Annotated in this window: 16 protein-coding genes and 1 tRNA gene; 3 read left to right on the forward strand and 14 right to left on the reverse strand. The window is 68.4% G+C overall.

Features of this window, described 5'->3' with window-relative positions; all coding sequences use genetic code 11:
- Positions 1-9: 9 nt before the first annotated feature.
- The 4 genes from GZ64_RS0113855 to GZ64_RS0113870 are packed head-to-tail and all read right to left on the reverse strand — an operon-like array spanning position 10 to position 4,275.
- Positions 10-789, reverse strand: coding sequence for a 3-oxoacyl-ACP reductase (locus tag GZ64_RS0113855; RefSeq protein ID WP_021199974.1), 780 nt, complete (start codon positions 787-789; stop codon positions 10-12).
- Positions 790-828: 39 nt separating this feature from the next.
- Positions 829-2,190, reverse strand: a complete 1,362-nt coding sequence (locus tag GZ64_RS0113860) for an aldehyde dehydrogenase family protein (RefSeq protein ID WP_029267147.1) — start codon at positions 2,188-2,190, stop codon at positions 829-831.
- Positions 2,187-2,939 carry a gamma-glutamyl-gamma-aminobutyrate hydrolase family protein gene (locus GZ64_RS0113865; protein ID WP_036331577.1) on the reverse strand — a complete coding sequence of 251 codons (753 nt, stop codon included), beginning with the start codon at positions 2,937-2,939 and terminating at the stop codon, positions 2,187-2,189. The genes GZ64_RS0113860 and GZ64_RS0113865 overlap by 4 nt, the downstream gene beginning before the upstream one ends.
- Positions 2,920-4,275, reverse strand: coding sequence for a glutamine synthetase family protein (locus GZ64_RS0113870; RefSeq protein WP_029267151.1), 1,356 nt, complete (start codon positions 4,273-4,275; stop codon positions 2,920-2,922). Before GZ64_RS0113870 ends, GZ64_RS0113865 begins: the two co-directional genes overlap by 20 nt.
- Positions 4,276-4,431: 156 nt before the next feature.
- Here GZ64_RS0113870 and GZ64_RS0113875 point away from each other — a divergent pair, with 156 nt between their 5' ends.
- Positions 4,432-5,982: an amino acid permease gene (locus GZ64_RS0113875; RefSeq protein ID WP_029267153.1), complete on the forward strand. Its 1,551-nt coding sequence runs from the start codon at positions 4,432-4,434 to the stop codon at positions 5,980-5,982.
- A gap of 63 nt (positions 5,983-6,045) precedes the next feature.
- On the opposite strand, the gene GZ64_RS0113880 is transcribed toward GZ64_RS0113875, so the two are convergent.
- Positions 6,046-6,318 (reverse strand): metal-sensitive transcriptional regulator, encoded by a 273-nt coding sequence (locus GZ64_RS0113880; protein WP_021199979.1) that lies wholly within the window; start codon positions 6,316-6,318, stop codon positions 6,046-6,048.
- 105 nt (positions 6,319-6,423) lie between these two features.
- Between GZ64_RS0113880 and GZ64_RS0113885 the strand changes: the two genes are divergently transcribed.
- Positions 6,424-7,701 (forward strand): DUF445 domain-containing protein, encoded by a 1,278-nt coding sequence (locus GZ64_RS0113885; protein ID WP_029267154.1) that lies wholly within the window; start codon positions 6,424-6,426, stop codon positions 7,699-7,701.
- 2 nt (positions 7,702-7,703) lie between these two features.
- Complete coding sequence (locus GZ64_RS0113890; RefSeq protein WP_029267155.1) at positions 7,704-8,636, forward strand: arginase family protein; 933 nt, start codon at positions 7,704-7,706, stop codon at positions 8,634-8,636.
- A gap of 45 nt (positions 8,637-8,681) precedes the next feature.
- On the opposite strand, the gene GZ64_RS0113895 is transcribed toward GZ64_RS0113890, so the two are convergent.
- The 9 genes from GZ64_RS0113895 to galU all read right to left on the reverse strand — a co-directional run bounded on the left by GZ64_RS0113895 (position 8,682) and on the right by galU (position 18,965).
- A complete protein-coding gene (locus GZ64_RS0113895) occupies positions 8,682-10,064 on the reverse strand; it encodes a HupE/UreJ family protein (RefSeq protein ID WP_051668067.1) in 1,383 nt (460 codons plus the stop codon).
- Complete coding sequence (locus GZ64_RS19740; protein WP_168441081.1) at positions 10,061-13,048, reverse strand: LamG-like jellyroll fold domain-containing protein; 2,988 nt, start codon at positions 13,046-13,048, stop codon at positions 10,061-10,063. The genes GZ64_RS0113895 and GZ64_RS19740 overlap by 4 nt, the downstream gene beginning before the upstream one ends.
- Before the next feature lie 291 nt (positions 13,049-13,339).
- Complete coding sequence (locus tag GZ64_RS0113905) at positions 13,340-14,053, reverse strand: GntR family transcriptional regulator (RefSeq protein WP_168441082.1); 714 nt, start codon at positions 14,051-14,053, stop codon at positions 13,340-13,342.
- Positions 14,054-14,596: 543 nt separating this feature from the next.
- Positions 14,597-14,887, reverse strand: a complete 291-nt coding sequence (locus tag GZ64_RS0113910) for a hypothetical protein (protein WP_029267162.1) — start codon at positions 14,885-14,887, stop codon at positions 14,597-14,599.
- Between the two features lie 64 nt (positions 14,888-14,951).
- Positions 14,952-15,497, reverse strand: a complete 546-nt coding sequence (locus GZ64_RS0113915) for a hypothetical protein (RefSeq protein ID WP_136024169.1) — start codon at positions 15,495-15,497, stop codon at positions 14,952-14,954.
- Positions 15,498-16,359: 862 nt separating this feature from the next.
- A tRNA-Ala gene (locus GZ64_RS0113925) sits at positions 16,360-16,432 on the reverse strand.
- 52 nt (positions 16,433-16,484) lie between these two features.
- Complete coding sequence (locus tag GZ64_RS0113930) at positions 16,485-17,330, reverse strand: hypothetical protein (protein WP_029267172.1); 846 nt, start codon at positions 17,328-17,330, stop codon at positions 16,485-16,487.
- Between the two features lie 92 nt (positions 17,331-17,422).
- Positions 17,423-18,034: a GNAT family N-acetyltransferase gene (locus GZ64_RS0113935; protein ID WP_021199986.1), complete on the reverse strand. Its 612-nt coding sequence runs from the start codon at positions 18,032-18,034 to the stop codon at positions 17,423-17,425.
- 43 nt (positions 18,035-18,077) lie between these two features.
- Positions 18,078-18,965 (reverse strand): UTP--glucose-1-phosphate uridylyltransferase GalU, encoded by an 888-nt coding sequence (gene galU, locus GZ64_RS0113940; RefSeq protein WP_029267178.1) that lies wholly within the window; start codon positions 18,963-18,965, stop codon positions 18,078-18,080.
- Positions 18,966-18,971: the final 6 nt, after the last annotated feature.

Genomic DNA, 18,971 nt, shown 5'->3' on the forward strand with positions numbered 1-18,971 from the left:
GAGGGGCGCTCACAGCGGGGTGACGTAGGCGTTCGTGATCCCGCCGTCGACGACGAAGGCGCTCGCCGTGATGAACGACGAGTCGTCCGAGGCGAGGAAGGCGACCGCCGCTGCGAGCTCCGTCGGCTCGGCGAAGCGTCCCATCGGCACATGCACGAGGCGCCGCTGCGCCCGCTCCGGATCCTTCGCGAACAGCTCCTGCAGCAGCGGGGTGTTCACCGGTCCGGGGCACAGCGCGTTCACCCGCACTCCCTGGCGCGCGAACTGCACCCCCAGCTCGCGGGACATCGCCAGCACGCCGCCCTTCGACGCGGTGTAGCTGATCTGCGAGGTCGCCGAACCGAGCAGCGCGACGAAGGAGGCGGTGTTGATGATCGACCCGCGTCCCGCCGGCACCATGTGACGCAGCGCGGCGCGGCTGCACAGGTACACGCTCTTGAGGTTCACGTCCTGCACCCGATCCCACGCCGGGAGCTCGGTCGTCTCGATCGAATCGTCGTCCGCCGGCGAGATGCCCGCATTGTTGAAGGCGATGTCGATACGTCCGAACTCCTCGGCGACGCCGTCGAACAGCGCATTGACCAGGTCTTCGTCGGCGACGTCGACCCGGCGGAACACCCCACCCACCTCGGCAGCCGCCGTCTCGCCCGTGGCCGGATCGACGTCGGCGATCACGACGAACGCACCCTCCGCTGCGAAGCGCTGCGCGGTGGCGAACCCGATTCCGCTCGCGCCACCGGTGATGATGGCGACGCGGTCCTTCAGTCGCTGGGTCAGATCGATGCTCATGTGGGTTCTCCGTTCCGGATGGGGTGGGTTGCGCGACGATCAGGATTCATCGGTCGCGAAGAAGACGTTCTTGGTCTCGGTGAAGTGCTCCGCGGCGTCCGGCCCGAGCTCGCGCCCCAGCCCCGACGCCTTCATGCCGCCGAAGGGCGTGGAGTACCGCACCGAGGAGTGAGAGTTCACCGACAGCACGCCGCTGCGCACACCACGCGCGACACGCACCCCGCGCCCGAGGCTCTCGGTCCACACCGAGCCGGCGAGACCATAGGCCGTGTCGTTCGCCAGGCGGATCGCGTCGGCCTCGTCTTCGAAGGGCATCACCGCGAGGACGGGACCGAACACCTCCTGCTGGGCGATGCGGTCGGCAGGAGCCGCGAGCACGACGGCCGGCGCGAACCAGAAGCCGTCTCCCTCGGGCGCGCTCCCGCGGAACGCGATGTCGGCGCCGTCGAGGAACGAGGCGACGGTGTCGCGGTGCCCCGCCGAGATGAGCGGCCCCATGTCGGTGTCCTCACGCGCGGGGTCGCCCACGCGCCACGCGGTCACGGCCGGTTCGAGCAGCTCGAGGAAGCGGTCGTACACCGAGCGCTGCACCAGGAGCCGACTGCGTGCGCAGCAGTCCTGGCCGGCGTTGTCGAACACCGAGCCCGGGACTCCCGCCGCCGCCCGCTCGAGGTCGGCATCGGCGAAGACGATGTTCGCGCTCTTGCCGCCGAGCTCGAGCGTCACGGGCTTGAGCGCCCTGGCGCATCCGGCGGCGACCTCGATCCCGACCTCGGTCGAGCCCGTGAAGACCACCTTGCGCACATCCGGATGCTCGACCAGACGCTGGCCGACGACGGAGCCCGAGCCCGTGACGACCTGGAACAGCCCCTCGGGGAGCCCCGCCTCGAGCGCGAGCTCGCCCAGGCGGAGCGCGGTGAGCGGTGTGAGCTCGGCCGGCTTCAGCACCACGGCATTGCCCGCGGCGAGCGCCGGCGCGAACGCCCAGGACGCGATCGTCATGGGGAAGTTCCACGGCACGATGACGCCGATCACGCCGTAGGGGTCGTGGAAGGTGACGTCGAGGCCACCGGCCACCGGGATCTGACGCCCGGACAGCCGCTCCGGGTCGGCGGAGTAGTAGTTGAGCACCTGGGCCACGTGGCCGGCTTCCCACCGGGCGGAGCCGATCGGATGCCCGGAGTTGAGCACCTCGAGCTGCGCCAGTTCCTCGACCGCGCCCTCGACAGCACGGGCGAACGACCGGAGGGCATCGGCCCGCGCGACCGGGACGAGCGCCGCCCATCGGCGCTGAGCAGCGACGGCTCGGGCGATCGCGGCATCGGTCTCGGCGGCATCGGCACGGGCGACGTCGCGGATCGCTTTCCCGGTCGACGGGTTGATGACTGTGAACGCGCTCATCGGGCGCCCTCCTTCCGCCGCGCGGCGAGCGCACGAGCCTGTGAGACGAGATCGGCGAAGAGGCGCCGGTCGTCGGCGTTCTCCTCCGGATGCCATTGGATGCCGACGATGTGGCCGGCCGAGGTGTCGACGAACGCCTGCACGAGTCCGTCGTCGGAGTGCGCAGCCGCGATCAGCCCTTCCCCGAGGCGATCGATGCCCTGGTGGTGGTAGCTGTGCACGCGCACGCCGCCCGCACCGAGCACCTCGGCGAGCGTGGTGTCGCCCGAGACCTCGATGTCGTTCTCGGCGAAGATGCCGCCGCCGAGGCGGTACCGCTCGGTGCCGAGCGATTCGGGTAGATGCTGCTGGAGTGTGCCTCCCCGTGCCACGTTGACGAGCTGCAGCCCTCGGCAGATCGCGAGCACCGGGATGCGTCGTCGCTCGGCCGCACGGAACAGCGCCAGCTCCCACGCGTCGCGGTCCACGCGTGCGGGATCGGTGAGCGGATGCCGCTCCTCGCCGTAGAGCTCGGGGGCGACATCCGCACCTCCGGAGAGGATCAGGCCGTCCATGCCGGCGATGGCGGCCTCCGCCGACGCCGGGTCCTGTGGCGGCAGCAGCAGCGCGATGCCGCCGGCATCCGTCACCCCGGCCAGATACTGCTCGGGCAGGAACGCCGCCCGCACATCCCACACCCCCTGCTGCGCCCGCTCGAGATAGGTCGTGACACCGATCAGCGGGGCCAGGTCAGAGCCGCTCGAAACCACGGATGCGCTCCCAGTCGGTGACGGCGGCGTCGTAGGCCTCGACCTCGATGCGCGCCTGGTTCAGGTAGTGGTCCACGACGTCGTCGCCGAACGCCGCGTGGGCGATGGATGATTCGCTGAACAGCTGCGCCGCCTCCCGGAGGGTGGTGGGCAGGTGCTCGACGCCGGATTCGTAGGCGTTGCCTGTGAAGCACTCGGGCAACGGCAGCTCGTTCTCGATGCCGTGCAGGCCCCCGGCGATGATCGCCGAGATGCCGAGGTAGGGGTTCACGTCGCCGCCCGGCACCCGGTTCTCGACCCGGAGGCCGGAGCCGGAGCCGATCACGCGCAGCGCGCAGGTGCGATTGTCGATGCCCCAGGCGACGCCGGTCGGGGCGAAGCTGCCCTTCGCGAACCGCTTGTACGAGTTGATGTTGGGCGCGTAGAGCAGGGTGAATTCGCGCAGGGTCGCGAGGATGCCGGCGATCCAGTGCTCCATGATCGGGCTGAACCCATGCTCACCGTCCCCCGCCATGACCGGGGTGCCGTCGGCGGTACGTAGGGAGAGATGGATGTGGCAGCTGTTGCCCTCGCGCTCGTTGAACTTGGCCATGAAGGTGAGTGCCTGTCCGTGCTGCTCCGCGATCTCCTTCGCGCCGTTCTTGTAGAGCGCATGCTGGTCGGCGGTCTCGCGCACCTCGGCGTAGCGGAACGCGATCTCCTGCTGCCCCAGGTTGCACTCCCCCTTCACGCCCTCGCAGTACAGTCCCGCGCCGTCCATGCTGTTGCGGATGTCGCGCAGCAGGGGTTCGAGGCGCGTGGAGGCGAGCAGGTTGTAGTCGACGTTGTAATCGGTCGACGGTGTGAGCCCCTCGTACTTGCGGGCCCATGCTTCGCGATAGGTGTCGTCGAAGACGATGAACTCGAGCTCGGTGCCCGAGAACGCTGTCCAGCCCCGCTCGGCGAGACGGTCGCGCTGCCGATCGAGGATGGCTCTCGGCGAGGGCCCCACCGGTTCACCGTTCCCCCACACCAGGTCGGCGATCACGAGCGCGGTTCCATCGAGCCACGGGATGCGGCGGAGGGTCGCGACGTCGGGCCGCAGCACCATGTCGCCGTACCCGCGATCCCATCCCGACATCGCGTAGCCGTCGACCGTGTTCATGTCGACATCGACCGACAGCAGGTAGTCGCACGCTTCGGCGCCGTGATGCAGGATGTCCTCCTGGAACAGCCTCGCGGAGACCCGTTTGCCGACCAGCCGTCCCTGCGCATCGGCGAAGGCGACGATCACCGTGTCGATCTCGCCGGCGGCGATGCCGGCATCCAGCTGCTCGATGCTCAGGTTTCCCGACATCTTCTCGCTCCCGTCGTCGTGGTGAAGCGATCGGCCGACCGGCTTCGCCCTCAGAGTAGATCACCTCGGCGTCTAAAGGTAGACGAAACCACCATTGACTGCCACAATCATCCGCAAGGTGCACCCGGCGCCTGTGTGCATGCGAACGGAGAGCGGATGTCTGAGCAGAGCAGTGAGTCCCGCAAGGTCGCTGGGGCGACCTATACACGTGCCGGAAGCGAGTACTTCGAGAAACGGACGCTGAAGAGATCCGCCGGCGTCTGGGGACTGTGGGGGCTCGCGGTCGCAGCCGTCATCTCCGGCGACTTCTCCGGATGGAACTTCGGTATCGACTTCGCGGGCTTCGGCGGGATGCTGATCGCCTTCGTGATCCTCGTCCTCATGTACTACGGCATGATCTTCGCGATCGGCGAGATGGCCGCGATGATGCCGCACACCGGCGGCGCCTACTCGTTCGCCCGTTCCGCGATGGGCCCGTGGGGCGGCCTGGTGACCGGCGCCGCCGAGACCATCGAGTACGTGGCGACCACGGCGGTGATCGTCTACTTCTCGGCGTCGTATGCGAACGGCATCACGAGCGAGCTGCTGGGGCTGGAACTGCCGGGGTGGCTCTGGTACCTGATCCTCTACGTCGTCTTCATCACGCTGAACTCCGCGGGCGCGGCGATCTCCTTCCGCTTCGCGATCGTCGTGTCGATCATCTCGATCGGCATCATCCTGGTCTTCTCCCTGATGGCCATCTTCTCCGGCGCCTTCAGCTGGGACGCTCTCTGGAACATCGCGCCCGACCCGGGCCAGACCGAGTTCCTGCCACACGGAGTGCTGCCGATCCTGTTCGCTCTCCCGTTCGCGATGTGGTTCTTCCTCGGCATCGAAGAACTGCCCCTCGCCGCGGAGGAATCGCACAACCCCACCCGCGACATCCCCAAGGCCGGATTCTGGGCTCGCGGCACCCTCATCGTCACGGGACTGCTCGTGCTGTTCCTGAACACGGGCGTGATCGGGGCCGAGGCCACGGGCACCGCCGGCGAGCCCCTGCTCGACGGCTTCCGCGCGATCGTCGGCGACCAGCTCGCCGCGGTGCTCGCCCTCTTCGCCCTGATCGGACTGCTCGCGTCCCTGCAGGGCATCATGTTCGCCTACGGCCGCAACATGTACTCACTGTCCCGTGCGGGCTACTACCCGCGGTTCCTGTCCCTCACCGGCAAACGACAGACCCCCTGGGTGGCTCTCGTCGTGGGTGCGGCGATCGGCTTCGTCGCCCTCATCGTGCTCGATGTGCTCGCGGCCGTCGACGCCGAGGGCGCGGGTTCGGTCGCCGGTGCGATCGTGCTGAACATCGCGGTCTGGGGTGCCGTGCTCGCCTACGGCCTGCAGCTGGTGTCGTTCATGATCCTGCGGAAGAAGTATCCGAACGTCGACCGCCCGTACCGCAGCCCGTGGGGCATCCCCGGTGCGGCCGTCGCGCTGGTGATCGCCGCGCTCATCTTCGTCGGATTCCTGCTGAACCCGACGTTCGGACCGGCGATCATCGCGATCGCGATCGTCTACGTCGTGATCCTGCTCGGGTTCGGGCTCTTCTTCCGCCACCGTCTGGTGCTCTCCCCGGAGGAGGAGTACGCGATCTCGGGCGGCTCGCACGGCGATCCGCAGACCGAGGGCTATGACGCCATGGAGGGTGAGGTGTTCGACGACAGCGGCAGGTGAGTCCGCGCACAGCGCCTCGACGAGTCGGTCGGGGCGCTGTGTCGTGCCCGACCCCGGAGCGCTCTACTTGCGGTCGAAGTCGAAGGCCTTGAGCAGCTCGACGACGGCCTTGTCGCGCTCCTCGCCGCCCTCGTCGAACATGTGCGTGACGTGCGTACGCAGGTGGTTCTCCAGCAGCAGCCGGTTCAGCGACTCCAACGAGCGCTGGATCGCACGGGACTGCGTGATGATGTCCATGCAGTAGTCCTCGTTCTCGATCATCCGCGCGACGCCGCGCATCTGCCCCTCGAGGATGCTGGTGCGGTGCAGCGCACGCTTCTTGATGTCTTCGATCACCCCTTGAGGGTACTCGTCTCTCCGGGTGCGCGGCTGTCTGCGCACCGAGACACCGCACCGTCGCCGGTCGGGACCGTCGGGGCAGCACCGTGAAAGGATGACGTCATGCCGCGAACACCGATGACGCAGCTCTCGCCCGCCGACCAGGAACGCCTCCGCGCGCTCCGACGCATGAAGGCCGTCGCCCTCGGGGCTCTGGTGTTCATGGCCGTCGTGTTCGTGTTCGCCTTCGCGTTCCAACAGCGGTTCGACGGGCTCGCCTATGTGCGCGCTGCGGCCGAGGGCGGCATGGTGGGTGCCCTCGCAGACTGGTTCGCGGTGACGGCGCTCTTCCGCCGTCCGCTCGGGCTGCCCATCCCGCACACCGCGATCATCCCGAACCGCAAGGACGAGATCGGCCGCTCCCTCGGGGAGTTCGTGGAGACGAACTTCCTCGCAGCCGACGTGGTGCGCACCAAGTTGTCGAGCACGCGGATCGCGCTCCGCGCCGGTGAATGGCTGCGCGAGGCCCCGCACGCCGAGCGGGTGGGCACCGAGGGGGCGACGATCGCCACGGCCGTGCTCAATGCGCTGAGCGACGACGACGTACGCGACCTGATCACCGACCTCGCCCGCGAACACCTGGTCGATCCCGAATGGGGTCCGCCCGCCGGAGCGTGGCTGGAGAAGATCGTCGAGGCGGATGCCCATCATGGCGCTGTCGACCTCGCCGCCGACAGCATCGCCCGCTGGCTCGATGCGAATGCCGATTCGTTCACCGGCCTCGTCTCGCGACGGCTTCCCGGGTGGGTGCCGAAGCTCGCGCACCGGTTCGTCGACGACACCGTCTATCACGAGGCCGTGAAGTTCGTGCACGCCGTGCAGGCCGACCCGCGCCATCCGGCTCGTCTCGCCGTCGACGGCTACCTGGCGCGTCTGGCGGACAGCCTGCAGAACGATCCGGCCACGCGCGCGAAGCTCGAGAACGCCAAGGCCTCGCTGTTCGACAGCCCCCGTGTCGGCGCCCTGGCCGCCGAGGCCTGGAACACCGCGAAGAACGGCCTGCTCACGGCCCTCGCCGATCCGCAGAGCGGTCTGCGCCGCCGCGCCGTGCAGGCACTGCAGGAGGTCGGCGAGCGCCTCACGACCGATACCGCGCTGCAGAATCGGGTCGACACGTGGGTATCCGACGCCGCGGTCTTCCTCGTCGACCGTTACCGGCACGACATCGCCTCGATCATCACCGACACCGTCGAGCGCTGGGATCCGGCCGAGACCACCGAGAAGATCGAGCTCATGGTCGGCCGCGACCTGCAGTACATCCGCCTGAACGGCACGTTCGTCGGCGCCCTGGCCGGTCTCGCCATCTTCTCCATCGCCCACGCCCTGATCCCCGGAGTCTGACCATGTCCCCCTCCTCCCGACAGCTGAGTCACGACCCGCTCTGGCCGCGCGCCGGATCCTGGGCCGCCTTCGACACCGCCGCCGACGCCGTGCTGCTCGGCGTGCCCACCTGGCGCACCTCGCTCTCGCCGACGGGCGCGCACGCGACGCCCGCGGCCATCCGCAATGCGCTCCCCCGCTACGGGACGACTGTGATGGGGCCTCCCATGGTCGAGCTCGATGACGTGCTGCGCATCGCCGACGCCGGTGACGTCGCCGACCCGGACGGTTCCGCCGGCGAAGCGAGGGTCATCTCCCGCGTGCGCGATCTCGCCGCGGCCACGAGACTCGTGATCGCACTCGGCGGCGACAACTCGCTCACATATCCCGTGGCACTCGGCGCCGAGGCGACGGGACTGATCACCTTCGACGCGCACTTCGACCTGCGCGACGGCGTCTCCAACGGCACGCCCGTGCGGCGTCTGGTGGAGGACGTCCCCGGCTCATCCTCGCTGCACACCTCTCGGATCGACCCGACGAGGATCGTGCAGATCGGGATCGCCGACTTCGCGAACTCGGCCGCCTACGCCCGGCGCGCCGCCGACTGGGGCATCCGCGTCATCGCACTCGACGAGCTGCGCCGCCGCGGCATCGACGACGTGGTCTCGGAGGCGGTGGAGGTCGCCGGCACCGGAGCCGATCCGCGCGTCCACCTCGACATCGATGTGGACGTGTGCGACCGCTCCGTCGCGCCCGGGTGCCCCGCGAGCGTTCCCGGCGGCCTGCAGGCATGGGAGCTTCGGACCCTCACACGTGCCGTGGCTGCGGACGCCCGCGTCGTGAGTGCCGACCTCGCGGAGGTCGATGCGACCGCCGACGCCGACGATGCCCGCACCGTGCGGCTCGCGGCGCTGTGCGTCCTCGAACTGCTCGCCGGGCTCGCCTCCCGCGGCTGAGACCACCGTGCGCCCACCCCCGTGTCGGAGGCGGGCGCACGCGGATCAGACTCCGGCGATCAGCCTCTCGGCGAACCAGAACAGCCCGATCGCGGCGACCACAGCCGCGATCCAGAAGCCCGCCGACGGCAGCCGACGGCGCAGCAGCACGAACAGCGGGAACACCACCGCGATCACCAGGAGCTGCGCCAGCTCGATACCCACGTTGAAGACGAGGAGCGCCCCGAGCAGATCCCACGAGAACGGTTCGTCGATTCCCAACGCTCCGGCGAAGCCCACGCCGTGCATCAGCCCGAAGGCGAAGACCACGCCGATGCGCAGCAGATCCCCTCGGGTGAAGCCGTCGACCGTCGGCCCAGGGGACGGCGTCGCGAGGATCCGCTCACGCAGAGCGACAGCGGATCCTCCGGTCCCGGTGAGCGGCCGGCCTCGGAGAACCGGCACCTCCGCGAGACCGCTGCCCGAGCCTGCGTCGTCCACACCCCGTGCACGCCGGAACCGCCGCATCTCCCAGAGCGCGACGACGGCGATCGACAGGGCGATGGCCGGCTCCACGATCCACGCGGGAATGCTCACCACCCCGAGGGCGGCGAGGATGAAAGTCGCCGAGTGCGCGACCGTGAACGCCGTCGCCGCCAGCACGATGTCCCTGAGCCGGCGAGATCCGATGATCAGCGCCAGCAGGAACAGCAGGTGGTCGGGGCCGAGCAGCAGATGCTCCGCCCCCAGCACGAGGAACTCACCCATCCGAGAGCCCCAGTCGGTCGTGGTGACCATCGAGGGGTTCGTGTCGGTGTCGAGGCTGGCCACACCCGCCCCCGAACGCACGTCGTAGTCGACGATGGTCGTCGTCATGCCCCCGGGAGCCGTTCCGGGAAACAACTCGGTCGTGATCCGATACGGCACGGGCATCGCCTCTACCTGCGCCGTGCAGTCGGCTTCGATCACCAGGCGCGCATGCGGTACGCCGTCCCGGATGACGATCTCGTAGGGCGCCACCACGGCACTGGGGCAGGCATCCGTCGGCTCACCCTCCTGCGCGACGCTCACCGAGAAACGCGGCAGCACGTATCCCTCGACCGTATCGGCATGCTCGGCGAGCACCGCGGGCGTGAGCTTCTCCGGGTCTCGACCGCTCGCCTGCACATCCGCGTAGGCCTCCTGCTCGAAGGCCGTGTCGCCCATCTCTCGCGCCCCGTCGGTGGCGAGAAGCACGTACTCGATGTCGAGCACGGTGCGCACGACGCCGCGCTCGGGTTCGGACACATCGGCGAAGACCGTCGCCGCATAGCTGTGCGCCGCGGCCGGGGCCGCCGTCAGCATCACGCTGACGGCGACCCCGGTGAGGGCGACGACTCCGGCGACCAGGGTGCGGATCGCCAGTCGGGGGCGCTGACGCGCACCCGGATGCCGACGCCGGTTCCTCATTCCTGTCCCTCCGGGTGGCGCAGCATCCGTCGGCGGAGCAGAACGCCGCCTCCGGCGAGCAGCAGCAGTCCGGCGAAGGCGAGCATCGTCGGGGCCGGGCCACCGGTCGCCGCCAGTGGATCGGACTGTCCGCCGGCGGAACCGCCGCCCTGGTTCGCGCCGCCACCGGGGGTGCCACCGGGGGTGCCGCCGGGGTTGCCGCCGGGGTTGCCGCCGTCGGAGCCGGCTGTCGAGGTCACGGTGAACGTGACCTGGTTCTGCCGGGCGGCCGCGTCGGTCGCGATGTACTTCAGGGTGTAGGTGCCGGTCGCGGTCGGGGTGAACGTGTATCCGTCTCCGGCAGCCGCGGCGAGCGCCCGCAGGCCGGACGCCGGGTCGTCGACCGCCACGGGGGCACCCGACGGGTCGGTCACCTCGAGCATCGTGCTCACGCGTCCCGAGTTGTCGACGGCCTCGGCACGCGGGGCGGTGTAGGCGGTTCCGACCGTGGCCTCACCCGCAGGTTCCGGGGCGACGCGCACGAGCGGCGGCATGGTGTCGAGTGCGGTGAGCTCCCGCGTCGCCACCCGGTACACGTCCTTGTCGGAGAGCGGAGCGCTGTAGACCTCGACTCCGGCGATCCGTCCGTCCATGGTGGCGTCGTCGAGCGCGCCCGACGTGTTCGCGTCGCCGCCGATCACCATGTAGCGCGCGTCGGCCGCGCTGGGCTTGACGGAGAACGACACTCCTTCGGACTCGGCCTTTCGGACACCGTCGACGTACAGCCGTGCATCCTGGCCGTCATACCAGGCGGTCACGTGGTACCACTGGCCGTACTTCAGGCTGACCGCCGGACGAGGCGAGGCGTACCAGAACTGCAGCTCGTACGTCGTCGCGCTGGTGCCGACGGCCTCGAGACCGATGCCCCCGCTCTGCATGCCGCCGAAGACGTCGACGTATCCGCCGGCGATCGCGTCGAGACGGAAGGTCGCATCGAGGGTGAAACCATCCTGCAGCGCTGCATACTCCGCGTCCGTCCACTTCGGAGTGCGGATGCCGGTGGCAGCCCCCTCCGCGCCGATCACGACATCGGATCCCACGCCGGGATCGTTCTCGATCCGGGCATCGGCGCCTGCGGTGAGCGGACGCGCGGCCGGAGAGGAGTCGCTCGCCGTGCCGCCCGCGAAGCCGACATCCAGGAGATCAGCCGTGGGCAGGGCGGCGCGGAGGTCGTCGAAGGTCAGACTGCTGGGGTCGAAGGGCCCCTCACCGCCGCTGCCTTCGGTGCTGGTGAACCGCGTCGTCAGCGCGGCACCCTCCTTGCCCCAGGCGTTGATCGGGGTGACCCGCACCTCGTACTCCTTCCCGGGGAGCAGGTTCCACACCTCGTGGCTGCGGTCGGCAGGCATCGGCAGGTTGTAGAAGCCCGACCACTGCAGGAACGAGTTCACCTCCTCGCCTGTGGCGACGTCGACCGTGGAGTAACGGTACTTGTGCACGATGTCGCCGACGGAGTTCGGCGCGGGCACGGCCTGCGGGAACGAGGCCATCGCCTTCGTGCTCGCGATGTCGCCGACGGTCACGGCCGCACCCTCCGGCCAGATCGGGCCGGCGGACTGCGCGGCGCGGTGAGAGTTGTTGAACGGGAAACGCTCGTCATAGGACTTGGTCTCATCGACCGAGTCGGCCACGTCCCAGGTCCAGGTCTGGTCGATCCACTGATCGGCGAGCAGGTCGTAGTTCTTGATGGTGACGGTGGTGCCGGTGATCTCGACGATGGCCGTCTGGCGGTTGTTGCCCGCGTCATCCGGCGTGGTGTCGTTGCCGCGGCTGGTCGGGCTCGAGTTCACGACACCCGACTCGAACTCGTAGTACGCCAGCGGCGGCGCGTTCACGGTGGTGAATCCCTGAGTCGACCGCTCGCCGCTCCGGTTCTCCTGGCCCTGCCAGATCGAGGTCGGGATGTTCTGCGGCGTGTGGATGTGACCGCCCCAGACGACAGCCTGGGGGAAGTCGTCGAACACAGACTGAAAGCCGTCGCCGCAGCCGCTGGACAGGCCCGTGCCGTACCACTCGTTCGAGACGTAGTGCGTGCACTGGAGCGGGTGATGCACCAGCACCATGACGGGCTTGTTCGGGTCTTCGGCGGTGGCGGCGGCCAGCCTCTGCTGCAGCCAGGACTGGGCGTAGGCGTAGTTGCCACCGCTCGCTCCCGAGGGCTTGCCCGTGTCGGGGTCGATGGTGCCGCTGCCCGGCGACACCGTGATGACGTGGTAGCCGTTCACGGTGTAGTCGGCGTTCGGCTTCTGTCCGCCTGTGGCCTGAGTGAACAGGTCGTACGACGAGATGCCCGAGACATCGTGGTTTCCGAGCGACGCGATCGCCGGGATGCCGAGGCCGGCCTTCGAATCCATCGTCTGCTTGAGGCCGGCGAACTCACCCGGCGTCGCACTGTTGGTGAGGTCGCCGACGAACAGGGCGGTCTGCACGTTCTCCTGCGCCCAGAAGTCGTACGCCTCGGCGAGCTCGTCCCAGTTGACGTGGATGTCGCCGATCGCCGCGAAGCGCACGTCCGGTCCTCCGGCCTCGGCGGCCGGCGCAGCGCTCACGCTCGGCTTCGCCACCGTGTCCGCATCCGGAGCCCCGGTCACCGTGATCGTGCGGGTCTCCGTGCTCACGCCGCCTGCGGCATCGCTGATCGAGTAGCCGACGACGTAATCACCGGGGACGGTCGGGGTGAATCGATACCCGCCGGACTCCTCCGGCATGACCATCGTGACCACACCGGACGGGTCTTCCACCGTGACGACGAGCTCGCTCGCGGAGCCGTCGACATCGGCAGCCGAGGCCGAAGGAAGCAGCACAGCGCTCCCCACCCGACCGCTGGTCGGTGCCTCACCCTCGAGGCGGATGATGGTGCCGCCCGTCTCGGTGGCGGGCGACACGTCTTCGGGATCGGTCACGGCGAGGGTCGCGTTCGACGTGGTGACGACCGGTGCGGCCACGGACGCAGCAGCCGGGAGCACAGGCCCCGCGATACAGGCGGCGACGGCGACGAGCGATGCGGGGCGGAGGAGCCGCGCGAATCCGCGGCGAGAAAGGGACGGATCGGGGGCGGGCGGTTTACGACGAGACACGGAGCATCCTCTGTGAGACGAGAAGAAATCGGACTCCCCCAATCGACCGCCGCAAGATGACGCCGGGGTGAACACCGGCCGACGCAGACGTGTCATCGGCCGCCCGCGCGGCGATCCGGGCGACCCGGTGCGCACAGTGGGCGCGGTCGCGCGACCCGTTCAGTCCTCGCCGGGGAGCGCGGCCGCTCCGAAGGCCTGCGCTTCGAAGGAGATCGTGTGCGGAACGTAGCGATCCTCGGCGCATTCGACGGGTCGGCCGTTCGAGGCGAAAGTCTCGCGTCGCACCTGCAGGAGCGGACTGGATCTGCGCACTCCGAGCAGACGCGCATCCTCAGTCGCCGCAGCCACCGCTTCGATCCGATGGTTTCCCGACGAGACCACGATCCCGGCGTCTGCGAGCACCCGCGTCGTGGAGACCACGTCATCCGGAAGACCTGCGACGTGCGGAACCACCCAGGGCGCCCATGTCGAGCGCTCCACCATCACGGGGCGCTGGTCGAGTGTCCGCACACGGGTGAAGGTCAGGACGTCTGCGTCCGTGCGGATCCCGAGCAGTCGCGCTTCTCGCGCCGTGGCCTTCCGCGTCGTGCGGGCCACGATGCGTCCACCGGGGCTGCGCCCGCGGCCACGCACCCACTGGGTGAACGAGCGCATCCGGTCGAACCCCTGCGGCTGGCTGGGTTGCACGAACCACCCGGAGCCCCGGTGCGACTCGACCAGGCCCTGGCGCGCCAGGGTGGCGAGCACGGTGCGGATCGTCCGTCGAGAGACCCCGTGGAGGGCGGCCAGCTCCATCTCGCTGGGAAGCCCTGCACCCCCGGCGTAGGTGCCGTCGAGGATCTGCGCGCGAAGGAGCGCGAGCACCTCACTCATCGGCCGCATGCGATCGCATCACGGTGTTGTCGAGCGGAGCGCTCCCGGGTGGCGACGGCACAGCTCACTCTAACGCCCGCGTGCAGGTGCCAGGAGATGACTGAAGCCCCCGGGCATGTGCCTGGGGGCTTCAGTGTTCTGTGGGGAATTCGCGTATCTCTCCGATCCCTACTCCCGTCACGGAACGAAGATCGCTATTCCCACGCGTTTCCCACGCGTTCCTTCTGCTATTCCCATGCATACCCCTGAACGCCCTACTCTCCCTTGAGGAAGGGACAGCCTGAAGTCAGGGTTGGCTACGGCCGCCTTCGCGTCCGATTCAGACGTGTCACCGAGCCGCAGGGCGAACGCCACGCCACATTTCACTCTCTGACGTTCACATCGGCCCTGATCCACGCAGTCGGCGCCCATCACCACCGAGCAAGCCCGCAATGGATCCGGGCGTCGCGCTGCCCCGAGACCTTCGATGAGCTCTCGGTCGGCAAGTTACGCGCCGGTCGAGTTGGACCTATCGTCGCTTAACGTCAGTTGCGTATGCAGCGGCTACTGCGGAGGCGGTGCGATGGCGAAGAGGAACAGCGTAAGCAGAGACGGACCGACAGTCGCAAACAGAAGAACTGCGACCGAGACGAGGAATCCGGCAAGCGAGATTCCCGCTCCGCGCAAGGTGTCGTCCGCCTTGAGCGCCTTCCGCGACGCAAGAGCGAAGCCAATTGCCGCGCACGCCAGCACGGTACCCGCCAGCCACCATCCGCTCGTCAGCACAGCCGCCAGCGCGAGGATGCAGCTTGCGAAAGCGTTGCGGTCGTATCGGCCTTTTCGTTGAACTTCCACAGCGCCCCTTCTTCAGGTGTGTGCCCAGTGAGCATTCGTCAGCCTACTGGGCACACACGTCGGCTTAGTAGGTCGTCGTCCAGCCGCCGCTCGAGTTGACACGCAACGACAAGTAGAGGTCCTCGGTAACGCTGCCCGTGCTCCAGTAGCCGTGGAGGGTTGCGACCGCCGGCTGCGACGAGGTCGAGTTCGCCCGAATCAGCTTGAGCGTCTTATTGGAAACGGATCCAATGGTGGTGTTAATCACGCCGTCGCGGGGGTTCGAGATTGAGCCGCCACTCGCGGTCTGCTGATAGTTCGCGTAGAAGCTAAGCGACGCATAGGCGGCGGTGTGGCTGACCTTGCAGTTCGTCGAGGACGCCCATCCCGCACCTGAATGGACGGTGCATCCAGAGATTGCGCGTGTCGATGCACCCGTCGTCGGTGCCGGTCGGGGGATCTCGAGCGCGGTCACGCCGACCGACCCATCGGCGTACGTGAGAATTGTCTCTTCGAAACCATCTTGGATTTGTGTCGTCGAAGACACGGGTTCCTCCCCCGACTTCAGTGCGTCGATGAGGTCGCCCGACTCCATTGACGCGATGAGAGCGTCCTGGGTGTCGACGTCCACGCCGTACTCCGTGAAGAAGCTTCGCACCTCCACTCTCTCCGCGGGCCTTCCACTCCCCTCTGTTCCCACGCCTTCCTCTGGTTACGCTCACACGCACTTCCGACTCCGACACTCTCCACTTATGCAGTGGCGCAGCCGGTCGCAGTGATAAAAGCGCTGGGCCGAGGCCCCCACGTGCCGCATCGCGGAGACGAGCGCGCTTGCCATCCGAACGATGGCGTGGGTCCGCTCTCGCTCAGAGGGCGGGAACCACGCTGATCTGGAGGTCGTAATGACTCTGACACTCATCGCACTGCGGGGCTACGCTGCACGGTACGACTTGCTGACGTCGGGCCATACGGACCTGCCTTGCTGTTTTACGCCGCGTGGCAGCGTGCGGGTTTGGCGTAGGTCTCCAGCGTCGAACTGGGCTAGACGCCGACCAACTCCCCCTGATGTGTAGTCGTGAACCGGGCCAGCGTCGCCCGCAGCACCGCCACGCCTACTCCGCGGAGTCTTCCATGATGTGGAGCAAAGCGACGGCGATCTTGCCTGCGTCAAAGAGCGCCCGGACCCGATGCTCACACGACGTCTGTACTAGCCGCGGCCGGTAGACCATCTGCGCAGCGCCCTGGAGGACACTCTCGCGCCCGCTCTCCCCTCTTGACCACCTTGAGAGCTCCGGGGAGGCGATGCAGGGGCGGAGTCGACGCCCCACGGCTAGTCCCGAGCGAGCGGAGCCTCAGGCTTGCGAAAGCAACCTGAGCCGGAGCCGATTCTCGCTGAAGACGAGGAAAGCCACCGGATATCCGGTGGCTTTCCTTCTGACCTGGCATTCTGAGATACGAGAACAAAATCCTCGAGATACGCGAATACCCCTCGGTGGACCTAAGGGGATTCGAACCCCTGACCTCCTCGATGCGAACGAGGCGCGCTACCAACTGCGCCATAGGCCCTTGAACGACATCTACGCTATCACGACGGAGAAGCTGTTCGCGCCGCGAGCGGTCATCCGGCGGCGCGGCGCGAGAGCAGCTCGCGCACGTGCGCCTCGATCTCGGCGTCGTCGACGAAGCCCATCCGTGCGTACGGCGACGAGGCCGCGGGCAGCGCCACCGGCGCCTCGGGGGCCATCTGCTCCGCACGCTCGCGCAGGGCGGCGACGCGCGCGGCCTTGCGACGCTGTTCCTGTGCCTCCATCTGGGCCTGCGCAGCCTGCGCACGAGACCCGGGCACCGACACGAGCGGCTCCGGCAGCGGACGCGGTGTCCACGTCGCCCGCCCCTGGTCGTGCAGCTCGGGGGCGACGCGCGGGGCGGCCGGCGTGGCCACCACGTGCGTGGCGCGTGCGACTCGACCGGCGACAGCGGCCATGCGCTGCAGGGCGATGCCGGCGACGACGACGGCGGCGCCACCGATCCACAGCAGCGCCGAGCTCCCGGCAGCCAGGAGCTGCCACACACCGAGGCCGGCGATGACGAGTCCGACGAGGAGGGTGCTGGTCGCGGCGACACGGACACGTCGACGTGCCCGTGCCCGTCGGATCACGGGATCGGCCCTGGTCGCCGCGAGTTGCTCACGAAGGGACTCGAGTTCGGCAGCCTCACGTTCGGACTGCACCCGCTTGGCCAGCTTCTGCTGGGCCAGCGCGGTGCGCGCGTTCAACTCGAAGCGCACTTCACCGGGAGTCTCGCTCGTCTCGGCAAGCACACGCAGGGCCTGGTTCAGCCGCACCGCGTTGCGTTCAGCGGCGTTGTATTGGAATCGCCCCCGCCAGGATGGCAGCAGATAGAGCATCCAGAGCAGCACGGCGACGAGCACGATCACTCCCCCGCTCAGCACCGGCCCGTCCATACCGACAACGCTAAGGGCTGGAAGCTGGCTGGGCCGTACAGTAAGGCGCGTGTCGCGGCGTGTCCGTCCGGATCAGGACCAGATGACCCTTTTCACTGCGAGATGCGGTCGGAGGGGGGCACCGTTGCGGCGTCAGGCGGCACCTGACCGCTGAGCCAGCGTGCGAGCACCCCTTGCGGCACATCTTCCTTCGTCAGGGCGAACGCATAGTGGTCGCGCCAGTCGCCGTCGATATGGATGTAACGACGACGCAGCCCCTCGTACCGGAACCCCAGCTTCTGCACGATGCGCAGACTCGCCGCGTTCTCCGGCCGGATGCAGATCTCCATGCGGTGCAGTCCGTACTCCGTGAAGCACGCGTCCGTGGCCATCGCCACCGCAGTCGGAGTGATCCCCCGGCCGGCGAACCGCTCGCTCACCCAGTACCCGATCGTGGCCGAGCACAGCGAGCCGCGGGACACTCCCCACACGTTGAGCTGTCCCGCGACCTCGCCGTCGTACTCCATGACGAACGGATAGCCCGAGCCGTCACGATACTGCTGGAGCAGGCGTCGGATGCTGAGCCTCATGTCGAACGACACCGAGCCGTAGGGGACGGTCGCCTCCCACGGCTGGAGCCACGACCTGTTGGCGAGCAGTTCATGCTGCAGCGGTCGCGCATCCTTCGCACGGACGAGCCGCAGTTCTATGGGTCCGTGTCGCATTCCCGTCGCCAGATCCATGCCGCACCGACGCCCGCAGAGTCGCCTAGAGGCGTTCCGCGAACTCCTTGAGCCAGGGACGCAGCTCGGGCCCGAGGTCATCGCGGTCCGCGGCGAGCTGCACGATCGCCTTGATGTAGTCGACGCGGTCGCCGGTGTCGTAACGGCGTCCGCCGAAGATGACGCCGACCACGCCGGGGCCGTCGGGATCGGTCGCGAGCACCTGCAGCGCGTCGGTGAGCTGGATCTCTCCGCCCTTGCCCGGCTCGGTGTGCTCGAGGATGTCGAAAACCGACGCCGGGAGCACGTAGCGGCCGATGATGGCCAGGTTGGACGGAGCGTCTTCCTGCGCGGGCTTCTCGACGAGACCGGTCACCCGGACGGCGTCGGACCCCTCGAGCGGCTCGACGGCGGCCGCACCGTACATGTGGATGTTCGCGGGGTCGACCTCCATGAGCGCGATCACGGCCGCGCCCGAACGCTCGTGCTCGGCGATCATGTCGGTGAGGAGCGGGTCGCGCTCGTCGATGAGGTCGTCTCCGAGGAGCACGGCGAAAGAGCTGTCGCCGACGTGGGTGCGCGCACGCAGGACCGCGTGACCGAGCCCCTTCGGCTCGCCCTGGCGGACGAAGTGGATGTCAGCGAGATCGCTCGACTTCATCACGCGCTCGAGACGACCGGTATCGCCCTTCTCCATGAGCTTCACCTCGAGCTCCGGCACGGAGTCGAAGTGGTTGGAGATGGCGTTCTTGTTACGGCCGATGATGACGAGGATGTCGTCGATACCGGCGTTCGCCGCCTCTTCGACGACGTATTGGATCGCCGGCTTGTCGACGACGGGCAGCATCTCTTTGGGCATCGCCTTCGTCGCAGGGAGGAATCGCGTCCCCAGGCCTGCGGCGGGAATGACGGCTTTGATCTTGTGGTCAGCCATCTTGCC

This window comes from Microbacterium sp. Cr-K32, from assembly GCF_000708345.1.
GTDB classification, from domain to species: Bacteria; Actinomycetota; Actinomycetes; order Actinomycetales; family Microbacteriaceae; genus Microbacterium; species Microbacterium maritypicum_A.